Below are 24,782 nucleotides of genomic sequence, written 5' to 3'. Positions count from 1 at the left end.
TTGTTAATTTATAAACGTAATGATTATATTACGAAGGGGTTTAACATGATTACAGTCGATGATATCAAGCAGCTTATAATAGACTGTCAGCTAATGGGTAAATGGGGACTTGACAATGGTATAAGTGCTGAAATACCCGACCTTATCCTAGATGTATTAAAACCTCCATGCGATTTTCTAGGAACGTCCACAAATCCTGCTATCTTTATTAATCAATTCACTTATCGTCAATTGAGTAATAAGCATCCAAACTGGGTTCTTAATCAAACTATTGCTATTAAACCTACTCTGTTGAAGCAGTCAGATTTAGATATCATTGGCACTATTATTCATGAGGTCGGTCATGCATTTAATGTGGCTGCTGGTATACCTAATACAGAAAACAATGCTTATATCTTCGAAATTGAAGTATTACTTAAATTGTTCAACGGAGAAAATGATTTACTTAGTAACTGTTCTGCCCAAAATTTAAAAGATTATTTTCAATCAAGATTACCTAATTACAAAAGAGGCATTGCTAGCAATGACTATTTGGCTAAATTAGTGTATTCACTTAATAAGCAACTTAATCTTGACCCAACGCTTAGCTGCCCATTATTTAAAATTAAAGAATCAAGCTTTATGTGCAGTCCTTTAAAGTTTTTTAATCCACTAAAACCGCAAACGAGCTATGACACTGTAACAACAAATCTTCCATCACAAGTTTACTAAGCTTAGTTTAAATGAATAAAAATTCCCGCCAAAGCGGGAATCATTTTATTAATCGTCTAATAAACCTAATGATTTGACCATGTCCCTTTCTTCACGTAATTCTTTTAACGTCGCTTCAAACTTACTGTGACCATAGTCATTTTGCTCTAGCCCTTCAACTACCGTTAACTTGCCCTGTTCAGTACGGCATGGGAAAGAGAATACTAAATCTTTATCAACACCATATTCACCTTGAGAACTGCGACACATGGAGTAAGAGTCACCTGCCGGTGTGTCATTAAGTAAATGCGTTACTCCTTCAATCACCGCATTGGCAGCTGAAGCCGCAGAAGAAAGACCGCGCGCTTTAAGAATTGCCGCACCACGCTGCTGTACTATAGTTACAAATTCTTCTTTTAACCACCCTTCATCCTGAATAACTGTGGCTGCTGATTGGCCATTGATCTTGGCATTATAAAAATCAGGGTATTGAGTCGAAGAATGATTACCCCATATAGTCATATTAGTCACAGCGGTAACATCAACTTGCGCTCGTTTAGCTAACTGTGTTTTTGCGCGCAGCTCATCTAAAGTCGTCATAGCATAAAAGCGATCATTGGGAATATCTCTAGCATGATGCTTAGCAATGAGGCAATTTGTATTACACGGATTACCAACGACAAAGACTCGAACATCATCTGCGGCATTATCGTTGATTGCTCTACCTTGTTTAGTAAAAATACCGCCATTGATTTGTAATAAATCAGAACGCTCCATCCCTTGTTTACGCGGTACTGAGCCTACTAACAAAGCCCAATTTATATCACGCATGGCTTCATTTAAATCTGATGTGCAAACGATACGTTTTAATAAAGGAAACGCACAGTCATCAAGCTCCATCGCTACCCCATTTAAAGCAGGCAGTGCTTGTTCTAACTCTAATAATTGTAATTCGACTTCAGTATGGGGCCCAAACATTTGCCCTGAAGCAATCCGAAATAATAAAGCATAGCCAATTTGGCCAGCTCCGCCGGTAACGGCAACTTTAACTCGATTAGTCATTATTTTTTTTCCTTCTAACCATTGTTTAATTAAAATAACGCAGTCAAACTGCGTTTCATAAAAAGCAGAATGTTGTAATAAATTTGTGCTCTTAGTGGGACAGGCATTGCGACTCATGATACTATTGCAACGTTCAACAAGCCAGTATTCTGTCAATGATGTTACCTACTTCACTTTATATTCACATCCCTTGGTGTATACGCAAATGCCCTTATTGCGATTTTAACTCACATAAAAGTCCTGAGCATTTGCCGGAAAAAAATTATACAGAAGCGCTAATTGCAGATTTAAAACAAGATTTAACTCATTTTCCTAAACGCGAGCTCGTTTCTATCTTTATTGGTGGCGGGACCCCAAGTTTATTATCACCGGAAGCTTATGCTGAGCTATTTCAGCACTTACAGCAATTAATCTCCTTCGCTAAAGACATAGAAATCACTCTAGAAGCCAATCCAGGTACGGTAGAACAAAAACGCTTTCAAGGGTATAAGCAAGTTGGTATTAATCGCTTATCATTAGGTATTCAAAGCTTCAATTCTTTGCAATTAAAAGCCTTAGGGCGCATTCACGACAGCAAACAAGCGCACTTAGCCATTGAAGCTGCTCGCTTAGCAGGATTTGATAATATCAATCTTGATCTGATGTATGGTTTACCTAATCAAACTGTAGAACAAGGCCTTGAAGATTTACAGCTTGCTCTTAATCACTATCCTGAGCATCTTTCGTGGTATCAACTGACCATAGAGCCTAATACCGTTTTTTATAAAAAGCCGCCGCCTCTTCCTAATGAGGAAGTGGCCTATGAATTAGAACAAGCAGGATTTGCATTATTAGCCGAACAGGGCTTAATCCGTTATGAAATTTCAGCGTTTAGCAAAAAAAATAAGGAAGCCCGCCATAATCTTAACTATTGGTTATTTGGGGATTATTACGGCATTGGTGCCGGGGCACATGGTAAAATAACCCTTCATAATGAAAAAGTTGTCTATCGTACGCGCAAACATAGACAACCCACTGATTATTTAAACCCTAATAAACAGTTCTTAGCCGCCAAAGAGCAGGTAAATTCTAGCTCTTTATTATTTGAATTTATGTTAAATACAACCCGCTTACAACAACCTATTGCCAACCAACTCTTTACTGAGCGCACCGGGCTACCTTTTAGTGATTTAGAAGTAAAATTAAAAGCGGCCCACAAAAAAGGCTTAATTACGCGTGCGCACAATCATTGGCAAGTGAGTGAATTAGGTCGCCGCTATACCAATAATTTACAAGCTTTATTTTTACCGGATTAACCGTTAACACGACTTAAATAATAATACTTCACAAGTCAGATACTTTCACTGATAATGATAAGTTTAAACTTAGATTTAATTAAAGATAATTTTTACCTTTGGCAATTAATTGCTTTAATCAGCTAACTCAGTTTTATAAACCAAAGGATATAACTGCTCGGAGGCATAATGAGCCTGGTATTTTTTATACTCTTTACTGTGTTTGGTTATGTATGCGGCTCATTTTGTTCCGCTATTATTGTAAGCAGGTTATTTTCTTTACCTGATCCCCGCACTGAAGGTTCTTTAAATCCTGGGGCCACGAATGTATTGCGCCTTGCAGGTAAAAAATACGCTGCTATGGTTTTAATTGGCGATATGTTAAAGGGTTTTATTCCTGTTGTTTTAGCCAGATCATTAGGCATGGGGCCAGTAATCACCAGCTTTACATGTTTTGCGGCAGTTCTAGGCCATATGTACCCTATGTTTTTTAAGTTTAAAGGTGGCAAGGGTGTCGCTACCGCATTAGGTGGCCTACTCGGTTTAAGCTTTCTAACAGGCGTCGCTACGATTATTATTTGGCTTATTATTGCAAATTTTACCGGTTATGCTTCTTTAGCCTCTATTATTTCCCTTCTTCTTGCACCGCTTTATGCTATTTTAGGCTTTGGTAGTCTTGACGTTTTTCTGCCTTTATTTTTTGTAGCTTTACTCATTTTATATAAGCATCGTAATAATATTAATCGTTTAATCGATGGTGAAGAGCCTAAATTAAAATTTTCTCGGCAGCAATTTAGTGAAGTGACCGATGATATTGTTATCGATGAACAAGTGAATCAAGCTTTTGAGGAAGAGGAGAAAAGCGCAGATGACGTTATTATAGTTGCGCCAGAAACTACATCAGCTGAATCAGCAGAACCTATTAATCAAGAACCACCAACTGCAGCTGAGCAGCCTATTTTCACTGATCCAGTCACGCCTGAGCCTAATAAATCAACAGCCAAAAAGCAAAAGGCTAAAAAAGATGAAGCACCTTAATGACTTTCTGCTCCTTAGCAAGAAAAAATTAGGTTGTTAAATTTACCTTAGGCAAGTGGCCAACGCGCCTTTACTTCAATAGCTAAGTTATTATCTTGCCTACCTTGCTGCAAATGTAGACTGCCAGCAAACGCTACCATAGCACCGTTATCGGTGCAATATTCTATGCGTGGAAAAAACACCTCGCCATGTTGTTGGCTCATCATAGCGGTTAACGCAGTACGCAATGCCTTATTTGCACCAACACCACCAGCTACCACTAACTGCTTTAAGCCCGTCTGTTTTATTGCCCTACCACACTTAATGACCAGTGTCTCAATAACAGCTTGCTGAAATGCATAAGCTATAGCTGCTCGCGCCTGCTCATCTTGATTACTTTTATGCCATACTGTTAAGGCATGTGTCTTTAAGCCACTGAAACTAAAATCTAAGCCTGGCCTATCAGTCATAGGCCTGGGAAAAGGTGCAAAATTAAGCGTTTGCTTTGTAGCTGCAAATTCATCAGCCAACTTCGCAAGTAACGCCCCGCCTGGATAAGGCAAGCCCATTAATTTAGCAATTTTATCAAATGCTTCTCCGACGGCATCATCTAAAGTATCTCCCAATAATTCATACTTACCCAAGGCATGAGCTGCAATTAACTGAGTATGACCACCAGAAACCAACAAGGCTAAAAATGGAAATTGCAGTGTTTTTGCATCTAATATGGCAGCTAGTAAATGAGCCTCTAAATGATGAATAGCAATGGCAGGCTTTTGCAAGCTAAACGCCAAACTCTTAGCAAAACAAGCACCCACTAACAAAGCGCCAACCAAACCAGGCCCTGCAGTATAGGCAATCGCATCTAAATCATCTTTTTTCAAATTAGCTTCTGTTAAGGCTTGTTCTATTAAAGGAATTAACCATTTAATATGGTCACGAGAGGCTAATTCAGGAACAACACCACCGTATTGTTGATGAAGCTTAATCTGTGAATACAAGGCCTGTGCTATTAAACCTTGCTTAGAATCATAAATCGCCACACCTGTTTCATCACACGATGATTCAATTCCTAATACGCGCATTCTTACCTCTACTCTTTACTAATTAATTAAGCTATAATAATGGATGCTTTATGCTATAGCTCTTATAAGTTATAGCGCTTAATTCTAGCCTTAAAACGAGAATCTAAGCTTAATGCTACAAATCTTGCTGGCAATCTAACAATAACTTGACGATTTTAACAAGTGGCACTAGAATTGCCGACTTGTTGTGTTTAATTATACCAGAGGACAAATTAATGCCCACCGTTCGTGTGAAAGAAGGTGAAAATCCAGAATACGCATTGCGTCGTTTTAAACGTTCTTGCGAAAAAGCAGGAATTTTAACTGAATTACGTCGCCGCGAGTTTTATGAAAAACCAACTGCTGAGCGCAAACGTAAGCAAGCAGCAGCTGTTAAACGCCATTTAAAGAAAATATCTCGTGATGTTACCACGCAACGTAGCGCTAAACGTCGACGAAAATAATTATGTCAATTAAAGACAACATCAATAATGACCTCAAAGAAGCCATGCGCGCCAAGGATCAAAAGCGAGTAGGTACACTCCGTTTGGTTACAGCCGCAATCAAACAAGTTGAAGTGGATGAACGTATCACCGTTGCCGATGAGCGCATGCTAGTTATTCTAGATAAGCTTGTTAAACAACGGAAAGAGTCTATTTCACAGTTTCAGAGCGCCGGCCGCGATGATTTAGTGGCCCAAGAGCAGTATGAGCTTGATGTCATTTCTAACTATTTACCTGAGCCTCTAACCGAAGCAGAAGTCAATACATTAATTGAAGAAGCTATTGCTAAACATGATGCAAAACAGCTGAGTGATATGGGTAAAGTTATGAATTCACTTAAGCCTTTGCTGCAAGGCCGTGCTGATTTAAGTAAAGTTAGCTCTCTGGTAAAAGCTAGATTGAGTTAACTGAGCCATGTCCGGCTTAATACCGCGACCTTTTATTGATGAATTGCTTCATCGCACTGACTTAGTTGAGTTAATCGATAGCTATGTCCCCTTAAAAAAAAGGGGCAATAGTTATACTGCCTGTTGTCCTTTTCATAACGAAAAAACACCGTCCTTTAATGTGGTTGCGAAAAAACAGTTTTATCATTGTTTTGGTTGCGGCGCGAGTGGCAATGCCATTAGTTTTATCATGAGCTATTTAAGCCAAGGGTTTATTGATGCTGTTGAAACGCTAGCGGCGCGCCTAGGTATGCAAGTACCCCGGGAGCAAAATAATGAAAAAATTCAACAATCACTGAGCTTATATCAAGTCTTAGCGCAAGTTAATCAGTATTATCAGAAATCATTAAAGCAAGCACCAAGCGAGGTCATAAACTATTTGCGTCAACGCGGCTTAAGTGGCGAAATTGCTAAATACTTCCAACTTGGCTATGCACCTCTTGGCTGGCATACTCTAGAGCAGCAATTTAGAGATTATAAAGCTGATTTAATTACCACTGGCATGCTTATTAAAAAAGACGATGGCAAAACGTATGACCGCTATCGCCATCGCATTATGTTTCCTATTCATGATCGCAACGGGCGCATTATTGGCTTTGGTGGACGAGCGATTGATGCTGAGCAAAAGCCTAAATACCTAAATTCCCCTGAAACGATAATCTTTCAAAAAAATCGTGAATTATATGGTTTGCATCAACTTTTGCAACAAAACCAACCCATTCAGACCATTTTAATTGTGGAAGGCTACTTAGATGTGATTGCGCTTGCACAATATGGTATTTGGAATGCTGTTGCAGCCTTGGGGACAGCCGCAAGTAGTTATCATATTCAGTTATTAAGCAAACACACAAAACAAGTTATTTTTTGCTTTGATGGCGATAATGCTGGCAGACAAGCGGCCTGGCGCGCTTTAGAAAATAGCCTCCCCTTTCTAGATAATAGTCTTGATGCGCGCTTTGTTTTTTTACCTGAAGGGCATGACCCAGATAGCCTAGTTCGTTTAGAAGGTAAAGAAAAATTTATGGCACGCTTAACTAATGCTATTCCGCTTAGCCAATATTTTTTTGACACCCTTGCTCAAACGATTGATACCCAAACTGTAGCGGGTAAAAGCCAGTTAATTAATGCAGCTAAACCTTTTTTATTGACTATACCAGAAAGCCCCTACAAACAATTATTACTCGATGAGCTTGCTGTACGTACACGTATAGAAAATCACCGCTTAACTCAGCTTATAACCACCCAGGTGGAAACAGAGCAAACACAAAAAACGAACACTAACATTCATCGTTCCCCTTTACGCTTAGCAATTGCCATCGTATTACAACACCCAGAAATTTACGCTGCCTGTCAAAACGACATTGATCTTAAGACTTTAGATACAGAAGAACAGCGTCTTTTGCAGCATTTACTTAAGCAAATTGCCGCTAACCCAAATACAAATACCGCGGCTTTGATTGAGCAGTGGCGCAATACGCCTTATTTTGATTCGTTTAATAAATTAGCAAGCTGGGAACTAAAAATTACAGAAAACGCGCTTATTACTGAATTTGTTGATATAATTAACTTTATGCAAAAACAGAATTTAGAGCATAAAATTAATGAATATATTGCAAAATCACGAAAACAAGGCTTAACTGAAACAGAACGGGGACTCTTGCAAGAGTTGTTACAACAACGACATCAAACACTAGCTGGTAAGAGATGATACATATTTTCACTGGCAAGTTTGAAGCTACGGGTTTATAATCAAAAACTTTTTTTATATTTAATTACTCATCTGATATTGCCTATGACTACGACGAATGAACAAGAGCAACAGCGCTCCCAAATCACTAAAGTGATTAGTTTGGGTAGAGAGCAAAATTACTTAACGTATGCCCAAATTAATGATTTATTACCTAATATTGTTGATACTGAGCATTTTGATGTCATCATTAGCATGTTAGAAGGTATGAATATTAAAGTATTCGAAACACCACCTAGCGATGATGAATTAGCTCTTTTAGGTAACACCGAAGAAGTTCCAGAAGATGTGGAAGAAGCAGCAGCCGTTCTTGCCTCTGTGGATAAAGAAACAGGCCGCACGACTGATCCTGTCCGTATGTATATGCGTGAAATGGGAACAGTTGAGCTATTAACACGTGAAGGTGAAATTCGCATTGCGAAACGCATTGAAGAGGGAATTTATCAAGTTCTTAAATCTCTGGCTCATTATCCTGAAACGGTACAATTAGTGCTGGATGACTATGACAGTGTAATGCGCGAAGAAATGCGCTTAAGCGAAATTATTAGTGGTTTCTCTGATAGCGATCAGGAAGCACCTGCATCAAGCATTGGCTCTATGCTTGATGAAGTACAACCCGAAGAAGTCTTGCTTGATGAAGTGGCCCTTGATGATGACGAGGAAGGTGAAGAAGGTGAAGGCGGCATTACGGAAGCTGATGATGGCCCTAACCCAGAGCAAGCAAAAATTTATTTTGATGAATTACGCGAAGCCTATGAAAAAGCCATGGAGGCCTTACGAAAAGAAGGCCGGCATAGTCCAAAAACCGTCGAGCTACTTGAAGCGATGTCTGAGGCTTTCTTAAAGCTTAAATTAACCTCACGGCAAGTGGATAGGTTAACACGTCATTTCCGGCAATTGCGTAATCATATTCGTGAATTTGAGCGCACTATTATGCGTCTTTGTATTGAAAAAGCACGCATTCCGCGCAAGCTCTTTATTGATACATTTCCAGGCCAAGAAACAGATTCTACATGGCTCGCAACAATCACAACAAAGCATGGTAAAAAACTAGATTTAGCACGCATTGAAGAATACAGTGAAGAAATAAAATTTATACAAACTAAGCTCGCCTCTTTTGAAGAGGAATATGGTCTCGAAATCAGCGAAATTAAAGACATCAATAAAAAAATGTCAATTGGTGAAGCAAAAGCGAGACGCGCTAAAAAAGAAATGGTAGAAGCAAACTTACGTTTAGTTATTTCTATCGCTAAAAAATACACCAATCGTGGCTTGCAATTTTTAGACTTAATTCAAGAAGGCAACATTGGCTTAATGAAAGCGGTCGATAAATTTGAATATCGCCGTGGTTATAAGTTCTCAACCTATGCAACCTGGTGGATACGTCAAGCGATTACCCGTTCCATTGCAGACCAGGCACGAACTATCCGTATACCTGTGCATATGATAGAAACGATTAATAAACTAAATCGTATTTCGCGCCAAATCCTGCAAGAGACAGGTCGTGAAGCAACACCTGAAGAGTTAGCTGCAAAAATGGACTTAAGCGAAGACAAGATACGTAAAGTCTTAAAAATTGCTAAAGAACCCATTTCGATGGAAACGCCAGTCGGAGATGATGACGATTCCCATTTAGGTGACTTTATTGAAGATAACAACATCGAGTCCCCTATTGAAATGGCAACTGCTGAGGGTTTACGTGAAGCAACTCTTGAAATCCTTGAGACGCTTACACCAAGAGAAGCCAAAGTATTACGCATGCGCTTCGGCATCGAAATGAATACCGACCATACCTTAGAAGAAGTTGGCAAACAATTCGACGTAACCCGCGAACGCATCCGTCAAATCGAAGCAAAAGCCCTAAGAAAACTACGCCACCCTTCTCGCTCCGAGAAGCTACGCAGCTTCTTAGAAGGAGACGATGACTAAACAACATCGCCTGCTCTGGCTAACCTTATTCATCAACATGATTAAGAATAAGCCAGGGCATACATTTTAATCATTTAATGTAAAATTAATATGGTGTTATGTGAAATTTAAGATTACAATACACCTTCTCCGGGCCCATAGCTCAGTTGGTCAGAGCAGCGGACTCATAATCCGTTGGTCCTAGGTTCAAGTCCTAGTGGGCCCACCAATAAATCAAGTAGTTACATAAGTTTCAGAAAAATTCGAAAAAGTCATGTAGTCGCAATGTAGACATAAAATAAGGTACAAAAGGAATACCAAATGTCGAATTTGGAAGACGCCAAGATAATCTTAAGCAAGACACCAGAATCAGCGGCCATGGTAACGAATATCAAACGAGCGATGGCAATCACTGCAAAACTCAATTGCTTGACGTTTAACGATGCCGACGCAATTAGGGCTCTATTTAGTGAACTCATCAGTAAAAAAGTAGACGAGAGCTTTTTATTAATTCCTCCATTTTATACTGCCGGTGGTAATGAAATCAGCGTTGGCTATAATGTCTTTATCAATCAAAACTGTACTTTTTATGACCTTGGTGGGCTCGACATTGCGGACAATGTGATGATTGGTCCAAATGTGAGCATCATCACGACGAGCCATCCCATTGAACCTTCGCAACGTCGTACTACAACAATTGGCAGGCCCATAGTAATTAAGAAAAACGTTTGGATAGCAGCCAGTGCTACGATTATTGGCGGGGTAACGGTTGGTGAGAACTCTGTAGTAGCTGCTGGCTCGGTAGTCACTAAGAGCGTTCCTCCAAATACCTTTGTTGGAGGAAATCCGGCACAGGTCATTCGTTCAGTTTTCGACAACTAAAAGAACTTTAACTAAAAATACTTTCAACTACTCCGCTGATTTTTTGAGTTAACTCAGTAAACTCAGACAACGTAACACTTGCGCATATACCTGACCACAATTTTAGAATAATAGAATTTTCGGGTAATGGTTTTGTCCTGTACGAAAACCATGTAGGCAAGTACCAGCAAGCGTAGCCTGGGAGAAGGGCAAAGCTCGTATCCCAGGTTTACCTTTAACACCAGTTACTCACCAGAATCTCCCCTCATGGAAGGCCCTCCCAATACCTTTGCTGCGACAAATGATAGCCTTAACACTTATCACCCAACTTGATAGATAAGACCTTTTATAAAATTTAATCTGATGCCAGCCCAGCGAGTAATTAACATATTCAACAGGCAGACTCTAAACGCCATGCATATAATCTGGCAATATAACAATAGCTTCTACATAGATAGGATATTTACCTTTCTCATACTAAATGCAGCACCTATAACAGATTAAAATGACAGGTTAATAAATTGGCGTTCTGATTTCCCAACGCAAGTGTAACAAAATAAATTCCACCAAAGGTGGTGCCTTGACGGTAATGAACCATTATAAATGATGAAGTTGATGTTTCCTGGTAATATTTTATAGCAATTCTTAACTTCAAAACCCATTGAAAACCTGGGATACGGGCTATGCCCTCCTCCCAGGCTACCTACTAGATTATTAGTTCGCAATTTCATGTCTGATACACCCAAAGATTATATTTTTTCGGATGAATTGAATAAAAAATCGATAAAGAAAATAGTTATTGGTAAATTTTGTAAAAAGGAGGTTATATATTTTGAAAATTTATTAAAAAATAATAATTATCAACATGTAATTATTAGAAAGGCCTATGAATAAATTGTCAAAAATTGTAATATCAAAATAATCTTTACTCACATTAATTCCATTTTTTAATAATCATTACTTAGGTTAGCTTTTGATATGGTTTTGTATAAACTTTCACGACCTTTTGTGTTTTATTAGCTAACTAGGCCATACTTCCTTGAACCGGGAGTTCTTATCCCTCCGAACGCATCAATTAAAATATAGTTGCTCTAGAATAATTTGATTGAAGTTCTCTTAACGGAGTACAGCTAATACTTAACGGTCATTTTAGAAATAATCGAAACGGACTAAGCAACATGTTATAGTTTTAAGCATTATCTGCTAATTTGGAATAGGTTTATGGAGCCTGAAAAATTTAGTTCTCTTATTAAAAGTATTAATTCTGGTGAATTATCAGTAGTTAAATTTTATTCTAATTCGTTCAGCTCAATACAGGAAAGCGAGTTAGCTAAAGAACTTGCAAACAGTAATTCCGTAAAAGAGCTTCACTTTCTTAATGGTTTTGCGGATTTAAATTTTCTTCGTCTAATACTTAGTGCAGTTAATGGAAAAAATAGTATTGTTTCGCTATCAATTATTATTCCTGATATTTTTAAATATTATGAAGAGTGGACTAGCACTTTCCCTTTAATAATTCAGCAGATTAAAAATTTAGAAAACCTCGCTCATTTTAAACTTACTGATTTAGAGTTTGATGAAAATATGATTAAAACCTTTATTGATTCTGTGGTTTTAATGCCCAATTTAACAGAGCTTACACTTGATAACGCTAAGATTCCGAATGCGTTTCTGCCATACCTTGCTAAAATTATTCAATCAAACATTACTCTTAAGGCTCTAAATATAAGTAATAATTATATCTCACAACATAATGGCGTAGTGTCCCTAGCAAAAGCACTTTCTCAAAATAATACTTTATTGTCATTTAATTATTCTTCTAGATTAGAAAAAGCTTTATCGAAACAACACGATGTAACTGCGTTCCTAGAGGCCATATCGTTAAATAACTCTTTAACTACTATAACCCTTGATGGGTTTCGTATTGAAAAAGAAGGTACTCCTTTACTAGCTCAATGGATTAAAAATAATAATACTATAAAAAATTTAAGCTTAGAGGCATGTAGAATTGCTGTAAGTATCTTCCTCAAGGCAATAAGTCATAATTCCTCATTAAAATCGCTTAGCCTGGAGGCAAATCCTATTTCTGAGAGTGATGAAGAAGTCATTGCAGGTGAAATAAAGAATAACACATCCTTAACGCGATTAAGCTTAAGAACAACTAATTTATCGAACCGCGGTATTTCATTAATTTCTCAAGCGCTACATGATAATCATTCAATTCAAATTTTAGATTTATCAAATAATAATATAGGTAATGAAGGCATTCGTGCCTTTGCAAGGATGTTAGAAACCAACAAAACGCTTACTTCAGTTAATCTTGATCTTAATCCATTTGATAGTGTGGGAGCTGAATTCTTATTTCAAGCATTAAAAAAGAATAAAAAGTTAGCTGTCCTTCAACTGCCAATAAAAAATATTACTCGAGACTTGCGAGTCAGTATTCTATCAGAGATTAAATTGCATATTCAGCTTGAAAGAGCAATTCAACTCGCTATAGTATTTGCCCAAGCAAAAGGGCAAAATTATATTTTAAACGAGTCAGGAACTCATGAAAATTATTTCAAATCTTTGCCGGTACAACTCCTATTTTTAATCTTTAATATAGCAACTAAGGAGCTGGATCTATCAAAGACTTCACTTAATAAAGCTTCTATTTTTAATAAAGTATTTACCAAGATCAATGGTGATGAAAAGAGAGATAAAAAGGTTGCCGAGTTAGAATATGAAAGTAAAAAAGAAATTAATTCTAATAAAAAAAGAAATAATGTAAGAACATTATTCTCACAGGAGGTAAAAATGCCCCAAAATAATGATTCTACAGAAGATATAGTACTTTCACCGAACCTGAGCACATCCAATTGAAAACCCTAGTCTGAAATCATTAATGCTCACATAGGTATTCCCTATACTTAGCAATAGGAAAACCTAATTTTAATTTGAGACAACCTAATATATTTGCAGCTACCCATGTTTATATATTGATCGGGCAATTTCTCAAATTGCTTAGACTACTTTAATATATTTTCATTATTTTAATAAAAACGCTAAATTAGATTCTAACCACTAGCGTGATATTTACGTATTTGAGTATGACATTGTTATACATCGTACGCCAATAGTGGTGTTCTCCCGCGGCATAAATTAAAATAAAATCAATCAATTAAAATTAAGATAAAGGGCTCATAATCCGTTGTTCCTAGGTTCAAGTCCTAGTGGGCCCACCAATAAATCAAGTAGTTACATAAGTTTCAGAAAAATTCGAAAAAGTCATGTAGTCGCAATGTAGACATAAAATAAGGTACAAAAGGAATACCAAATGTCGAATTTGGAAGACGCCAAGATAATCTTAAGCAAGACACCAGAATCAGCGGCCATGGTAACGAATATCAAACGAGCGATGGCAATCACTGCAAAACTCAATTGCTTGACGTTTAACGATGCCGACGCAATTAGGGCTCTATTTAGTGAACTCATCAGTAAAAAAGTAGACGAGAGCTTTTTATTAATTCCTCCATTTTATACTGCCGGTGGTAATGAAATCAGCGTTGGCTATAATGTCGGGTCTTCGGGTCTTTCCCATTTACAGGGGCAGCTTTAATCAACCACAGAGGACCTTAACACGGGTTCTGTAGTTTTCAAAATTTCTAAAGCCATAGGCACGTCGTTGAATGAGCTTCATCTTACGATGGAAGCCTTCAGCGATACCATTTGACTTAGTGAATCGCCACATACGTGCAATTTCCTCTTTCCAAGCAAACAAGGTTTTGCCAAGGGCTTTTAAGGCCTTAAAAGGGCTATTCTTAAGTTGTTTAATCATGTCCAAGAAAATAGGAATGAGCTCTCGACAGCGGTGTTTATCTAGCATTTTATGCATTAAGATATCATGAATTAGAAAAAAAAATGCTGAAGTTTTGAGCAAACTCAACTGTCTTAAGTTTTTAGCTCAAGACAGTTGCTACGATTAAGATAAGTTTATCTCTAAGCTATTATTAAATTGAGACTGCTCTGCAAACCTTCGTTTTTTATTATTTGAAGGAAAAAATCCTATTGAGGAAGGTGATGGCTGCTCGAAAGTAAACCATTGCTTTTTCGTTATATTAGAAAAAATAGCTTTTTCTTCTGAATTAAACTGCTCTGCGGCCTCCTTCATAAAGTTTTTGGCGTAAGTATGGTTTTTTATAGTTCCTGAACATAACCGCTTTATAGTTGTATCATCTTCTTGACAGGCCGTTTGGTAGGTCTCGATTAAAAAACGAACGTCGTTAGCACTTAAAGGGAAGCTCTTATCGTGTCTTAATTGGCTCAATAAACTAGTTAGTAAAACTAGGTCATCTTGACCTTGACTATAACAACTTTGTTTTTCAACAGAATCAAAACAATGGGTCATCTCGTCTTGAGCAACTTCTAACTCTTCCTCTAATTCATCAAGGCTTTTTAGAATATCCTCTGGTGAAGGAGCCAAATTATAGAGGTCAGGATTTTGTTCTAGGATCTCTTCTAAAAAGACAGCAATTGATTGAACACAGTATTGGCTTTTTATTTCGTCTGACAGTTCTTCACTCATCTCTATGGGATCTGCTAGATTTTCCCAATAATCTTTAAATGGAACAATAATGTCTTCTTCTAAATCAAGATCAAATTCTGTTCGAGTTGCTTTAAAAAGTTTCCTGCATGCCGCTGAATCTAAAGTTTTAAGGTAAAAACTAAATTCTAAGATAGCTTCATTAGCGTTAGACGCAGCATTTTCCTCATTACCCAGCTCCCAAACGCCACCTTCATGTAGACCTTTAATTAATCGGTTAACTGCAGCACCCACTGTAGGCCCATTTATTTTAAAATCAACGACAGCCTGTTGTGCGTTATAAAAGCCTTCAATAAACGGATGTCTTGATAGCAATCTTTCTTGTTCACTTACACTTAATTTTTTTGCTCTGCCATTAAATAGTGAACTATGCTTTAAAACACCATCTTTTTGGGCGCTGTTAAGTACATCAGGGATAATAATGAGGCGTTCATTTGTATCATCTAACGTTAATTCCTGAAGCTTAAGGATATCATCATCCCTATAAGAGGAGGATATGTATGCAGACACTGGTATACGCTCTAAACTAGGCATTAGCAAGGTTAAATAAGACTTCTCAATTATTGGACCAAGTGTCTTGGCTATATTAATACAAGCTTGATTAGCGGGACTAGTAAAATCAGTTAAGTATTGGCAGTCAGTATCCTGAATCCGTTGCCAGCGCCGTTCCAGAACCTTTAAAAGCGTGTTGTGCATCGCAGTATTATGACTATTAGTCAGAATACGTTTTAAATGAAATAAGGTGTAGCGCGCTTCCAGATAATAACGATAAGAACTAAAATCTGCTTGGTTAAGGTCTCGTGTTAGTTGATTTATTTCAGCCAGTATAGTATTTCTTTTCCCATCTAATATCATTTATAACCATCCTATATAAAATTTATACCCTCAAAATAACTTTAAATAAAAACATTCAGTATTGGAAGCATTATCATTCACTTTGATTATCAAAAAAATAATAGCCTTACAAAAATACACTCAGTTTATTTTTTAAGTTCGATAAATCGATTAGCTAAAAAAATTTAGGTTCATGTCAGTTAACTTGACGCTATTCTAGGATGTTCTAAACTAAAATAAATTCTTAAGCAAACGAATTTTATGAAATTTTATGGCAGTATGGCGGTTTTTCTTACTGTTTACCGCCTAAAATCCTTTACTGATGCTGCAAAAAAATTAGGCCTAACGCAGTCAGCAATATCAATACATATTAAAAATCTAGAACATTATTTTGGCAAAACACTTTTTGAAAGAACAGGAAAAACAATAATAGCGACCAAGGATGCGCAAGATTTAGTTTTATTAGTTTCTGACTCTTACAATAATATTGATAGTGTCATAACAAATTTCTCTACCTACACCAATATAGCAGGAACTATAAAGATAGGGTGTGCAAACGATTTAGCACGTTATAGTATTTTATCGAAAATTGGCATGTGTTTAGAAAAGCAAATCAGTTTAATAGTTAATGATCACATTAATACGGACGAAAAGATAAATCATGCCTTGTTGCACGAGGAAATCGATTTCGGTATCACTACCAGTAAGACCTTCATAAAAGATTTGGTCTATATAAAGTTATATGAAGATACGTTATCTTTAGTAGGCACTGAACGTTGGGAGAGCTATCTAGATAAAACTTGTCCTGAAAACACTTATCAGAGCCTTAATTCATTAAGGTGGTTAGCTTATGATAGTGAACTATCTCTTATAAGGCCTTATATCGAAAGTGTGTTTAATAACAGCTCCTCTTTTATCAATCCACACCTTCTTTATAAAGATTTACGGGGTTTGCTTTATGCTGTGGCCGGTGGATATGGGGTTACGGTTTTACCAGGTATTATATTCATCCCTCAACTTAAAAAAGAAGCAATCAAAATAATTTACTCACCTACTGTGCAACCTACCTACACCGCTTTCTTAGTTTATAAATCGGGACGATTACTGAATAAGAGAATGAGTTTTTTTAAAGATATTATGCTGCAAAATATTAATCTCTATGAGACAGAGGCTTGGAAAAATTTGCATAAAAATTCATAGGACTTGTAGCAGTTTTTTTAAGGAGTGTATCGCTAATTTAAGAGATTTCCTTATCTCTTCATTTAAATTACGAAGTAAATGAGGGTTGCTGTACTTTCTCTATGTCATAATATGTTAACGTTTTAATATTGCTTCGCTCTCTCATTAACTCATGGTTTCTGTCAGTATTTTCTAATACAGAAAAGAATAAGGATAAGATGTCTTTAGTTACTTCAAATTCATTCACTTTATTTGATGTTTTACTTCGTGTTACTATCAGAGTCTTAAGATGGTCATAGGCCTTTCGATAACACTGTTCAAATTCTTCCATATGCTCACCCTGACTCAGATCTAATTTTTTTAGATGATTAGTAATAGTATTTAATTTTTTCTTTTCTGCCAGATGGCTGCCATAGTTCGAATTTATATGTTTATCAAGAAGTGATGATAAAGTTTCTAGAGGAGCAAACATCCCATTAGCGCTTGGACTACCCGTAGAAGAACTTAAATGAGTGCGAAGTGACTGGTTATTACCCTCAAAGTTAATTTTATTTCTATCTCTTTCTGTAAAATTGCTAGACGATTTTTCAGAATTTGAATTGATGACATTCCCATTTTTAAAAAAACTTCCCTCCCTAAGTCCCAAAGTATTCAAACTCGGTAATTGCCTAGCATTCGAAGTATTGAGTTTAGAAATCATTTCTTTAAACTTATTAATATTCCAATGCAAACAATTTTCTTTATTAAAAGTTAATATAACCAGATTATTATTTTCTTTTGATGATTTAGATATCTTTGAAAAGGTAAAGTTTTTTAAAGTATCTTGATTAGCTAGCATCAGATCATGTAATTCTTTAATTTGACTTAAATGTTTCTCTATATTTTTATTATCTTTACAAGCAAGTTTTAAAAACAAATAAGTTGTGAGTGCTTTAATTTTTGGATCATCATCTCTAATAATAGGTTCTATCTCTTTAATTAAATCTAGACAATATTTGAGTGGAGAACTATTTTCTTCTAAAGATTTACCAAGTAAATATTGTGGATCAATATGAAATTCTTTCCACTTATCGGCATTGAAAAACATATCTAATAAAACTATTGCACCAAGTAACGTAATATTGTTTATGTAAGTGAATAAATAACTTCCCTTCATGTTATCTTTCGCATAATTAAAACCAAAGGTGATAATATGACAAAAAATCTCTGTTAATTCTTTATCGGTTAATTCATTAGAGGGCTTGCTAAATGTTTTACGTAAATCATCTGGATAATTGAGAGACATATAATACAAACTACCAAAATAGGGAGATATGACTGGCCCTAATGCATCTATCTCACTTTTATTTTCCTCAGAGAAATCAACAATATCTTCCTTATTTTTTACTCCGTCATTTTTTTTATTAAATCTATCTATTAAGGGTTGTACCAATTTCAATCTTTCCATATAGATAAAAAGCTCTATTGGCAAATCAGTCCATTCCCATATTTCTTTTGACCAACGCATATTTAAAGACGTTCTCGCAATGGTTTTCATATGCTCAAATGCATATAAAATATTGTTTGGCACTCTGCTCATAATAGAACTATGAAATTTATCATGTTCGGTAGCTTCCATAGCAGTAGTCGTTTCATTCCCATGCACTTTGTAAGATGGGCTACCTGGGTAAGATGTTGCGCCATAACGAGCATGAAATTTTATACCTTCTTCAATATCCCCTACATTTAACTCACCTAGTTTGCGCATAAAACGAATGTATTCATTTACCCCATATGCGGCAATATTTGCTGCATCGTAAGCACCTGCCGATAAGAAAAGAAATTCATTATTTTTGGTGAGATAAAGGACATCGGCTTCTAGCAATATACTACTAAAAAACTCCTTAGAGGATGGAACATTTTTTCCTGTACTTGACGTATAAAATATTTGCTCTGAGGCAGGTAGAGTCTTTATAAGTAGTCTGAAAGATTCTTTGTGCTCATCAGTATTTATAAACTTTGATATTGCGGGCAATAAGGTTTTTTCTGCTTGCTCGGTGAAGCTTCCTTCTTCATTTAGGATATCATAAGTTTGAGAAATCTGATAATTACTCGCTTTATCATGTATGAGTTGATAGCGATCTAATAAGGTATACATTTGTTGTTGAGAGATTTTGCCAGAATTAAATAACGTCATGGCCTCATAAATATAGCCTTCATTTTTTAAGATGTCTGCATCCCAATTTCTAGTTTCTAAGGCCTCCTCAAGTAGTTTTAACCTCTGTAGATTGCGAGACATCTTTACTTCTCGATTGTTAACTAGATGCCTTACTTCAGGGCTATAATTTTCACTTGGAATGAGGACAGGTGACATCGCTGCCTCTTTATCAGATGGCTCAGGAATATATTCAGTACCCTTCTTATTAGAGAGTTCAGATGGTGGCAAACATGCTTTGTATCTATCAGTAAATTCCATCCAAATACTAGATGCCGCCTCTGCATTATTAATTACTAAATTATTAACTTTCATACTATTTACTCCACAGAATAATTATCGGTTAGCTGTTTGTAAGCAGCAGTACTATTAAATTCACTTTGAAATATTAGGAGCACTACTTAGTTAAATATCTTACTTTTTGCTTATTTAATTACCATTAAGCGATTATCCTAAAAAAAGAATGAGTCGATAAATAGTTGAGGGTATCTTTAAGTTATTGATGCAAAATAAACCGCGATTTCTCGAATTTATTGTGAGCCGTTTATGGGCTCAGGTGAGAATAGTATCTAAAATAAACGATTAATTAAGAACTTCAGAGCAATCAAGCTTATTTAGTCTAAGGGCGGATACACTAGAAATAGGTTAGTTGAGTGGCTAAACTAAAATATACCTAAAAGAAAAGAAATTTTTATGAAACTCTATAGTAGTTTGGCAATTTTTCTTGCTGTATATCAATTAAAATCCTTCACCGATGCTGCAATCAAATTAGGTTTAACTCAAGAATCAATATCAACCCATATCAAAAAATTAGAACGCTATTTTGCTAAAACTCTTTTTGAAAGAGTAGGAAAAAAACTAATAGCGACAAAGGATGCCGAGGATTTGGCTTTATTAATTTCTGCTTCTTTTACTAATATTGACAAAATTATGACCAATTTCTCTACTTATAGCAATGTCATGGAAAGTACTATAAAAATAGGATGTGTCAATGAGCTAGCACGTTATATTATTTTACCTAAAATTGGCGTGTGTTTAGAAAAACAAATGAGATTGATCATGGATGATAGCTTTAACACGGATGAAAAAGTAAATCACGCCTTGTTACATGAAGAAATAGATTTTGGTGTTACTACCAGTAAGACATCGATAAAAGATTTAGTCTATTTAGAGCTTTATCAGGATACATTATCTTTAGTAGGAACTGAGCACTGGGCGAATTATCTAGATAAAACCTGCCTTGAAAACACCTATAAAAGCCTAAAATCGTTAAGATGGTTAACCTATGACAGTGAATTATCACTTGTCAAACCTTACATTGAAACTGTTTTTAATAAAAGTGCTTCTTTTATCAAACCTCATCTTCTCTATAAGGATTTATACGCATTGCTTTATGCTGTGGGCGGTGGGTATGGTGTTACGGTTTTACCAGATCGTGTATTTACGCCCCAATCTAGAAAGGAAGCAATTCAAATAATTTACTCACCTACTGTACAACCCACCTACACTTCTTTTCTAGTTTATAAATCGGGGCGATTACGTAATAAGAGAATGAAATTTTTTAGAGATGTAATGATGCAAAATATTACGCTTTATGAGACGGAAACATTTAAAAAACTATATGGAAATTAAGAATTGAGATCTCTTTCCGTTTGCAAGCGAATGTCTCTTGATCACATCTTAAGCGCCAAGTGCAGGCCAGCAAAAACGGGCCCGGGTGGTTGCGCTCAGGCTAATGGATACCGTGGTCAAGCCACGGTATTTCGAGGGGAAAGAGAAAACCGATTTACTGCGGCTTGACCACGGTATCCAGCAATGGGGCACTTACGTGATGACAACAGAGCAATCCAATGCCCGTAGTGCGTAAATATAGTTTGGGTGTAAGCAAACGGACTACGTGTCCTATAAACGAAGGTAAAATTGTCAAATTTATTATTTTAATCAACCACTTAATTTAAATATCTACATGACAAATGATCAATTTTTGGACAGCCATATGCTATAATATACTCTGTAACATAGCATTAATAGGATATTAATCATGATGGAGAATTCATATGGTTACATTAAAACTATTAGGTCTAACAGGTGGTCTGACATTTTTGCTAATCTGTGGGCCCACGAGCGCTACTAACCTAAACACGTTATCACAAGCTTCTACGTCCAATGCAATGAATGCGCAACAGTCTTTATCAAGTTTCAAATTAGCCCATGATACGGGTTATGGGCATGTTCATGGCAAAGGTGATACATATAGTGGTAGCGGCAGAATACGTAGCTATGAGTATTGCAGCCAAAATGTCTTCGAACCTTGTAGACAATCAGGTGGCTCTTACCGTTACTGTAACCGTTTACATCATTTATGTACTTATGGACACTTGCGTAATTGCATTAAAGGTAGTACTTGCTAGAAGTTAAAGCAGGTTATTAAATAAACCTTGAACGCACTGCATCAAGGCTATTTACTAAGCTTTATATTTTATTTCTCAGGCCATCAACAGGTGCTGGTTCTTCTACAGGAGAGCTTTGATCTTTTGAGGAAGAAGGATCATTTAATGGTATTGTGCCGAAATCTAATTCCGAATCTACTGCCATTGGGCTTAAGTGAGAAAAAGGATCGTGAGACATGGTTTGATCGTGGGACATAATATCTTCACACATATCAATGATGCTATTAATCAATAATTCAATAAAATTAGCTAGAAATGAATGATTTTGCTTTTCCACTTCTTCAAATTCATCAGGGGTTGCAAGCTTGCGTAGGAGATGAACAAAACGGCCATCTATATCTTCCATATCCATATCATCTGAATCATCTAAATCCATATCCTCTAGCTCATCTGCATCATCTAAATCCATATCATCAAAATCATCGGCATCCCAGTCATCATCTAAATCATCATCCATATCTTCATCTGGGTTACTTTGTGAAGCACCTTGAGGGGCTCTTTTCTCTTTAGGCGGTGCGCTCTGCTCTGCTTGCGGTTTAAAATTGGCGCTATCTTGGTACCTCTCTTGCGGTGCTTGTCTTTTTTCAGTTTTAGGTGATTCAGCCCGCTCTCTAGATTTCTGACTAGCTTCAGATTTCAGACTATTGTCATATTCTTGTCTTGTTTTGGAATCAGAAAGTGTCTCGTATATCTTTCCTAATGTCTGAAAATTTTTTGTAGCATCAGGATCATTTGGATTTTTATCAGGATGAACTAACTTTGAGATGCCAAAATAAGCTTTTTTAATGTCTGAGGGGCTAGCATCAGCTTTTACACCAAGGGCATCATAATAATTAGTTGAATTTTTAAGCCGGCTTACGGCTTCAGCTTTTAGCGCATCCTGCGAGGGTTCTTGAGCGCTCATATCAATTTCTCACATAACCAAAGTACATATATTATACTATAATTTATTTATTTAATTTATACAAAAAGTAAAAAATATTTGCAAAAATAACTTATAAATTTCAGTAAATTACTCCTACCCTACATCCTCATACCATGTTTTTGTGATTGCGCAAGCTGTGCGTTTGCCCTGTCAGCAATTTCCTCTAAATGAACCTCGGTATCCGTTTTACCTAGAATGCCCACTTTACTTAATACATTTGAATGCTTATACAAAATGTCTTTTTCTGCTTTGGAAAATTGCATAACCTGGCTTGCTGTTTGTTTTATGGTGTTTAGTGAGGCCATTAACTCCGCTTTTGCCGCATTATAATTCTGCTGCCTGCTAGGCAAACGATACTCCACGTCCATACTATCTGAAATACGTTCATCTAATAAATGAAGGGTATCGTCAATTGCTTGGATTTTATGGGCAATGATAGACTCCTTTTGAGGCTTGTTTTTAAGTCTTTCTTGCTCTCCAAGCAGTTGGTTTTTATATTCTCTTAGTGTACTTATTATTTCTCCTGCTTGTTCAGAAAAATTTTCTTTCAAATAATCTACCGTTCTTATCCTTTGAAAATACTCGGTATTATAACAACTTAGCTTTAACCTATGTTTTTCAGGATCGAATTTTGCAGTTAGGTTTTCCTTATGCTCTTCATCAAACACATAAGCTCTTAGTTTTGTACGATATGAAGAAGCTGGATAAACGTGGTTTGCCCACGGGTCGCAAATTACGGCATTAGGTCCCCAAGTGTCAGGCGAGCCTGGAATACTGTCTTTTTCTCTGTTTAGGACTAAAAACTCATGATCACCCCCAGAAAGACTAAATATTTCGGCATTAATATTTGGCTGCATTTGTAACATAAAATCGAATGCGTGAATGGCAAGCTCATGACAGCTGCCAATAGAATATTTGGAGGTAATATCAAGCGTGGTCTCAAAACGAACCAAAGAGCTATCTTCTAACGTGTTTGACGCCAATCTGTCTGCAACGCGTTCATCTTCAAGTTTCCTAACTGCATCAGTTCCCTCATCGAGCGCATCAAACCTTGTGTAGGGCAGCGCATTGTTTTCAGGCTGCGTGCTTCCTTTTAAAATTTGACTACGAGCATGAGCCTTGGCTCTATCCGCGTAATCTAGCGCTACTCCAAGAAAAATTTTATTCCCAGGCATAAGACTACTCCTTATCCTAATGCCTTTCATATAATTATAGTTCTTTTGTAGCGTCACAAGATTAATATTTGTTCAATTAGGTTTTTTTTGCTTCGTTTCTCTGAGCCTACTTGCTATAATTAAATAAGCAAACTAGCCAAGGTTAATTATGACTGCAGATGAATACCTCAAAGCGCAAGAGGCGAATAAAAAAATATATGAGCTTGCTCGCAATGAAGAGGAAAGAAGAGCATTTCTTGCTAAAATGATGGAAATGGAAATGAAGTTTGTTGAGGAAAATGTACCTTTAATTAAGGTAAATGAAACAATAAATAATCAATCTTTAAATTTCACCCTGTCTCCTCAAAATAAAAATAAATTAGATTCAGACGAAGCCAAGACCTTATTTGTAAAAGCGAAAAAATAACACCTGAAAATTTCAGTGAAAAAGTTAGTGCAACAGATTCAAGTGGTAAGTCAGTTGATTTAAAACAACTATTCAAAGATCACCCCGAAACGTTACAAAAAATTTGTGATTCATTAAATGAGCAGCTAAAATTCGATTTGCAACAGCGATATGGAAATAATGATGAGTTGCAAATGTTTGAAGATGATAAACATATTGGCTTTAAACGCTCTCCTGAAGCCATAAAAGATCCAGACATTGAAATAAATAGTATTATGAATCGCGCACATCATTTGGCTAAGTCACAAGCCGAACCACAGGACCAACATAATAATCAATTAAACCAAGAAGACAGTATGAAAGAACAGCAGCCTTCGATGTAATAGAAAGCTCGCTAAGTTAATATACTATTATCGATAACGTCGAATGATACCTGCGTTATATCCTAAACATGTTTTCTTTCCCTTTTTATAAAAAATTTTA

At 36.5% G+C, this 24,782-nt stretch carries 21 protein-coding genes, 1 tRNA gene and 1 pseudogene; 16 read left to right on the top strand and 7 right to left on the bottom strand.

The genetic code is table 11. The features are described 5' to 3' along the window. The first annotated feature begins 45 nt into the window (after positions 1-45). A complete protein-coding gene (locus DYE47_RS02710; RefSeq protein WP_115301791.1) occupies positions 46-711 on the top strand; it encodes a hypothetical protein in 666 nt (221 codons plus the stop codon). 48 nt (positions 712-759) lie between these two features. On the opposite strand, the gene DYE47_RS02705 is transcribed toward DYE47_RS02710, so the two are convergent. Beyond that, positions 760-1,752: a malate dehydrogenase gene (locus DYE47_RS02705; protein WP_207385211.1), complete on the bottom strand. Its 993-nt coding sequence runs from the start codon at positions 1,750-1,752 to the stop codon at positions 760-762. A gap of 158 nt (positions 1,753-1,910) precedes the next feature. Between DYE47_RS02705 and hemW the strand changes: the two genes are divergently transcribed. Both hemW and plsY read left to right on the top strand, forming a co-directional pair. Next, positions 1,911-3,047, top strand: a complete 1,137-nt coding sequence (hemW, locus tag DYE47_RS02700) for a radical SAM family heme chaperone HemW (protein WP_115303989.1) — start codon at positions 1,911-1,913, stop codon at positions 3,045-3,047. A 168-nt stretch (positions 3,048-3,215) separates the two neighbouring features. After that, on the top strand, positions 3,216-4,064 hold the full coding sequence (plsY, locus tag DYE47_RS02695) for a glycerol-3-phosphate 1-O-acyltransferase PlsY (RefSeq protein ID WP_115301790.1): 849 nt from the start codon (positions 3,216-3,218) through the stop codon (positions 4,062-4,064). 47 nt (positions 4,065-4,111) lie between these two features. On the opposite strand, the gene tsaD is transcribed toward plsY, so the two are convergent. Beyond that, a complete protein-coding gene (gene tsaD, locus DYE47_RS02690) occupies positions 4,112-5,128 on the bottom strand; it encodes a tRNA (adenosine(37)-N6)-threonylcarbamoyltransferase complex transferase subunit TsaD (RefSeq protein ID WP_115301789.1) in 1,017 nt (338 codons plus the stop codon). A gap of 215 nt (positions 5,129-5,343) precedes the next feature. Here tsaD and rpsU point away from each other — a divergent pair, with 215 nt between their 5' ends. The 8 genes from rpsU (at position 5,344) to DYE47_RS02650 (ending at position 14,173) form a co-directional block, all read left to right on the top strand. Next, on the top strand, positions 5,344-5,571 hold the full coding sequence (gene rpsU, locus DYE47_RS02685) for a 30S ribosomal protein S21 (RefSeq protein ID WP_115301788.1): 228 nt from the start codon (positions 5,344-5,346) through the stop codon (positions 5,569-5,571). Positions 5,572-5,573: 2 nt separating this feature from the next. Next, positions 5,574-6,017 carry a GatB/YqeY domain-containing protein gene (locus DYE47_RS02680; RefSeq protein WP_115301787.1) on the top strand — a complete coding sequence of 148 codons (444 nt, stop codon included), beginning with the start codon at positions 5,574-5,576 and terminating at the stop codon, positions 6,015-6,017. A gap of 7 nt (positions 6,018-6,024) precedes the next feature. Continuing rightward, positions 6,025-7,764 (top strand): DNA primase, encoded by a 1,740-nt coding sequence (gene dnaG / locus DYE47_RS02675; protein ID WP_115301786.1) that lies wholly within the window; start codon positions 6,025-6,027, stop codon positions 7,762-7,764. Positions 7,765-7,848: 84 nt separating this feature from the next. Beyond that, a complete protein-coding gene (gene rpoD / locus DYE47_RS02670) occupies positions 7,849-9,732 on the top strand; it encodes an RNA polymerase sigma factor RpoD (RefSeq protein ID WP_165482072.1) in 1,884 nt (627 codons plus the stop codon). A 131-nt stretch (positions 9,733-9,863) separates the two neighbouring features. Then, positions 9,864-9,940: transfer RNA gene (locus tag DYE47_RS02665), tRNA-Ile, on the top strand. Positions 9,941-10,032: 92 nt separating this feature from the next. Then, positions 10,033-10,593, top strand: coding sequence for a sugar O-acetyltransferase (locus DYE47_RS02660; protein WP_115301785.1), 561 nt, complete (start codon positions 10,033-10,035; stop codon positions 10,591-10,593). 1,200 nt (positions 10,594-11,793) lie between these two features. Beyond that, positions 11,794-13,437 (top strand): leucine-rich repeat domain-containing protein, encoded by a 1,644-nt coding sequence (locus tag DYE47_RS02655; RefSeq protein WP_115301784.1) that lies wholly within the window; start codon positions 11,794-11,796, stop codon positions 13,435-13,437. A gap of 454 nt (positions 13,438-13,891) precedes the next feature. Continuing rightward, the gene (locus tag DYE47_RS02650; RefSeq protein WP_207385197.1) at positions 13,892-14,173 is read left to right on the top strand and encodes a hypothetical protein; all 282 of its coding nucleotides are present in this window, start codon (positions 13,892-13,894) and stop codon (positions 14,171-14,173) included. Here the strand turns inward: DYE47_RS02650 and DYE47_RS02645 are convergent. Both DYE47_RS02645 and DYE47_RS02640 read right to left on the bottom strand, forming a co-directional pair. Next, positions 14,174-14,464: pseudogene (locus DYE47_RS02645) on the bottom strand (transposase); the annotation flags it as partial. Between the two features lie 72 nt (positions 14,465-14,536). Then, positions 14,537-16,012, bottom strand: a complete 1,476-nt coding sequence (locus DYE47_RS02640; RefSeq protein WP_115301783.1) for a hypothetical protein — start codon at positions 16,010-16,012, stop codon at positions 14,537-14,539. A gap of 240 nt (positions 16,013-16,252) precedes the next feature. On the opposite strand from DYE47_RS02640, the gene DYE47_RS02635 reads away from it, so the two are divergent. Further along, on the top strand, positions 16,253-17,191 hold the full coding sequence (locus DYE47_RS02635; protein WP_115301782.1) for a LysR family transcriptional regulator: 939 nt from the start codon (positions 16,253-16,255) through the stop codon (positions 17,189-17,191). Positions 17,192-17,258: 67 nt separating this feature from the next. Here the strand turns inward: DYE47_RS02635 and DYE47_RS02630 are convergent, their stop codons facing one another. Continuing rightward, complete coding sequence (locus DYE47_RS02630; protein WP_115301781.1) at positions 17,259-19,679, bottom strand: hypothetical protein; 2,421 nt, start codon at positions 19,677-19,679, stop codon at positions 17,259-17,261. A 378-nt stretch (positions 19,680-20,057) separates the two neighbouring features. Here DYE47_RS02630 and DYE47_RS02625 point away from each other — a divergent pair, with 378 nt between their 5' ends. Both DYE47_RS02625 and DYE47_RS02620 read left to right on the top strand, forming a co-directional pair. After that, positions 20,058-20,996: a LysR family transcriptional regulator gene (locus tag DYE47_RS02625; RefSeq protein WP_115301780.1), complete on the top strand. Its 939-nt coding sequence runs from the start codon at positions 20,058-20,060 to the stop codon at positions 20,994-20,996. A 425-nt stretch (positions 20,997-21,421) separates the two neighbouring features. Further along, positions 21,422-21,775, top strand: a complete 354-nt coding sequence (locus DYE47_RS02620; RefSeq protein WP_115301779.1) for a hypothetical protein — start codon at positions 21,422-21,424, stop codon at positions 21,773-21,775. 61 nt (positions 21,776-21,836) lie between these two features. Here DYE47_RS02620 and DYE47_RS02615 read toward each other — a convergent pair whose 3' ends face one another. Both DYE47_RS02615 and DYE47_RS02610 read right to left on the bottom strand, forming a co-directional pair. Next, on the bottom strand, positions 21,837-22,718 hold the full coding sequence (locus DYE47_RS02615) for a J domain-containing protein (RefSeq protein ID WP_115301778.1): 882 nt from the start codon (positions 22,716-22,718) through the stop codon (positions 21,837-21,839). 119 nt (positions 22,719-22,837) lie between these two features. Continuing rightward, a complete protein-coding gene (locus DYE47_RS02610) occupies positions 22,838-23,914 on the bottom strand; it encodes a hypothetical protein (protein WP_115301777.1) in 1,077 nt (358 codons plus the stop codon). A gap of 148 nt (positions 23,915-24,062) precedes the next feature. Here DYE47_RS02610 and DYE47_RS02605 point away from each other — a divergent pair, with 148 nt between their 5' ends. Next, positions 24,063-24,320 carry a hypothetical protein gene (locus tag DYE47_RS02605; protein WP_115301776.1) on the top strand — a complete coding sequence of 86 codons (258 nt, stop codon included), beginning with the start codon at positions 24,063-24,065 and terminating at the stop codon, positions 24,318-24,320. A 173-nt stretch (positions 24,321-24,493) separates the two neighbouring features. Continuing rightward, entirely contained in the window at positions 24,494-24,682 is a 189-nt protein-coding gene (locus tag DYE47_RS02600; protein ID WP_115301775.1) for a hypothetical protein, read from the top strand. The last annotated feature ends 100 nt before the right edge of the window (positions 24,683-24,782 follow it).

Source organism: Legionella beliardensis (assembly GCF_900452395.1).
Lineage (GTDB): Bacteria > Pseudomonadota > Gammaproteobacteria > Legionellales > Legionellaceae > Legionella_C > Legionella_C beliardensis.
The sequence above is the reverse complement of the archived record's forward strand: the minus strand, read 5'-3'. Positions and strand labels throughout refer to the sequence as shown.

What these genes read in the sequence shown, in the direction of transcription:
- DYE47_RS02615 (WP_115301778.1), bottom strand. Translation starts at nt 22,718, where the DNA reads ATGAGCGCTCAAGAACCCTCGCAGGATGCGCTAAAAGCTGAAGCCGTA.
- rpsU (WP_115301788.1), top strand. Translation starts at nt 5,344, where the DNA reads ATGCCCACCGTTCGTGTGAAAGAAGGTGAAAATCCAGAATACGCATTG.
- DYE47_RS02625 (WP_115301780.1), top strand. Translation starts at nt 20,058, where the DNA reads ATGAAACTCTATAGTAGTTTGGCAATTTTTCTTGCTGTATATCAATTA.
- DYE47_RS02620 (WP_115301779.1), top strand. Translation starts at nt 21,422, where the DNA reads ATGGTTACATTAAAACTATTAGGTCTAACAGGTGGTCTGACATTTTTG.
- DYE47_RS02660 (WP_115301785.1), top strand. Translation starts at nt 10,033, where the DNA reads ATGTCGAATTTGGAAGACGCCAAGATAATCTTAAGCAAGACACCAGAA.
- DYE47_RS02605 (WP_115301776.1), top strand. Translation starts at nt 24,063, where the DNA reads ATGACTGCAGATGAATACCTCAAAGCGCAAGAGGCGAATAAAAAAATA.
- DYE47_RS02680 (WP_115301787.1), top strand. Translation starts at nt 5,574, where the DNA reads ATGTCAATTAAAGACAACATCAATAATGACCTCAAAGAAGCCATGCGC.
- DYE47_RS02650 (WP_207385197.1), top strand. Translation starts at nt 13,892, where the DNA reads ATGTCGAATTTGGAAGACGCCAAGATAATCTTAAGCAAGACACCAGAA.
- DYE47_RS02710 (WP_115301791.1), top strand. Translation starts at nt 46, where the DNA reads ATGATTACAGTCGATGATATCAAGCAGCTTATAATAGACTGTCAGCTA.
- DYE47_RS02655 (WP_115301784.1), top strand. Translation starts at nt 11,794, where the DNA reads ATGGAGCCTGAAAAATTTAGTTCTCTTATTAAAAGTATTAATTCTGGT.
- DYE47_RS02630 (WP_115301781.1), bottom strand. Translation starts at nt 19,679, where the DNA reads ATGAAAGTTAATAATTTAGTAATTAATAATGCAGAGGCGGCATCTAGT.
- DYE47_RS02635 (WP_115301782.1), top strand. Translation starts at nt 16,253, where the DNA reads ATGAAATTTTATGGCAGTATGGCGGTTTTTCTTACTGTTTACCGCCTA.
- rpoD (WP_165482072.1), top strand. Translation starts at nt 7,849, where the DNA reads ATGACTACGACGAATGAACAAGAGCAACAGCGCTCCCAAATCACTAAA.
- DYE47_RS02600 (WP_115301775.1), top strand. Translation starts at nt 24,494, where the DNA reads ATGTTTGAAGATGATAAACATATTGGCTTTAAACGCTCTCCTGAAGCC.
- DYE47_RS02705 (WP_207385211.1), bottom strand. Translation starts at nt 1,752, where the DNA reads ATGACTAATCGAGTTAAAGTTGCCGTTACCGGCGGAGCTGGCCAAATT.
- DYE47_RS02640 (WP_115301783.1), bottom strand. Translation starts at nt 16,012, where the DNA reads ATGATATTAGATGGGAAAAGAAATACTATACTGGCTGAAATAAATCAA.
- dnaG (WP_115301786.1), top strand. Translation starts at nt 6,025, where the DNA reads ATGTCCGGCTTAATACCGCGACCTTTTATTGATGAATTGCTTCATCGC.
- plsY (WP_115301790.1), top strand. Translation starts at nt 3,216, where the DNA reads ATGAGCCTGGTATTTTTTATACTCTTTACTGTGTTTGGTTATGTATGC.
- tsaD (WP_115301789.1), bottom strand. Translation starts at nt 5,128, where the DNA reads ATGCGCGTATTAGGAATTGAATCATCGTGTGATGAAACAGGTGTGGCG.
- hemW (WP_115303989.1), top strand. Translation starts at nt 1,911, where the DNA reads ATGTTACCTACTTCACTTTATATTCACATCCCTTGGTGTATACGCAAA.
- DYE47_RS02610 (WP_115301777.1), bottom strand. Translation starts at nt 23,914, where the DNA reads ATGCCTGGGAATAAAATTTTTCTTGGAGTAGCGCTAGATTACGCGGAT.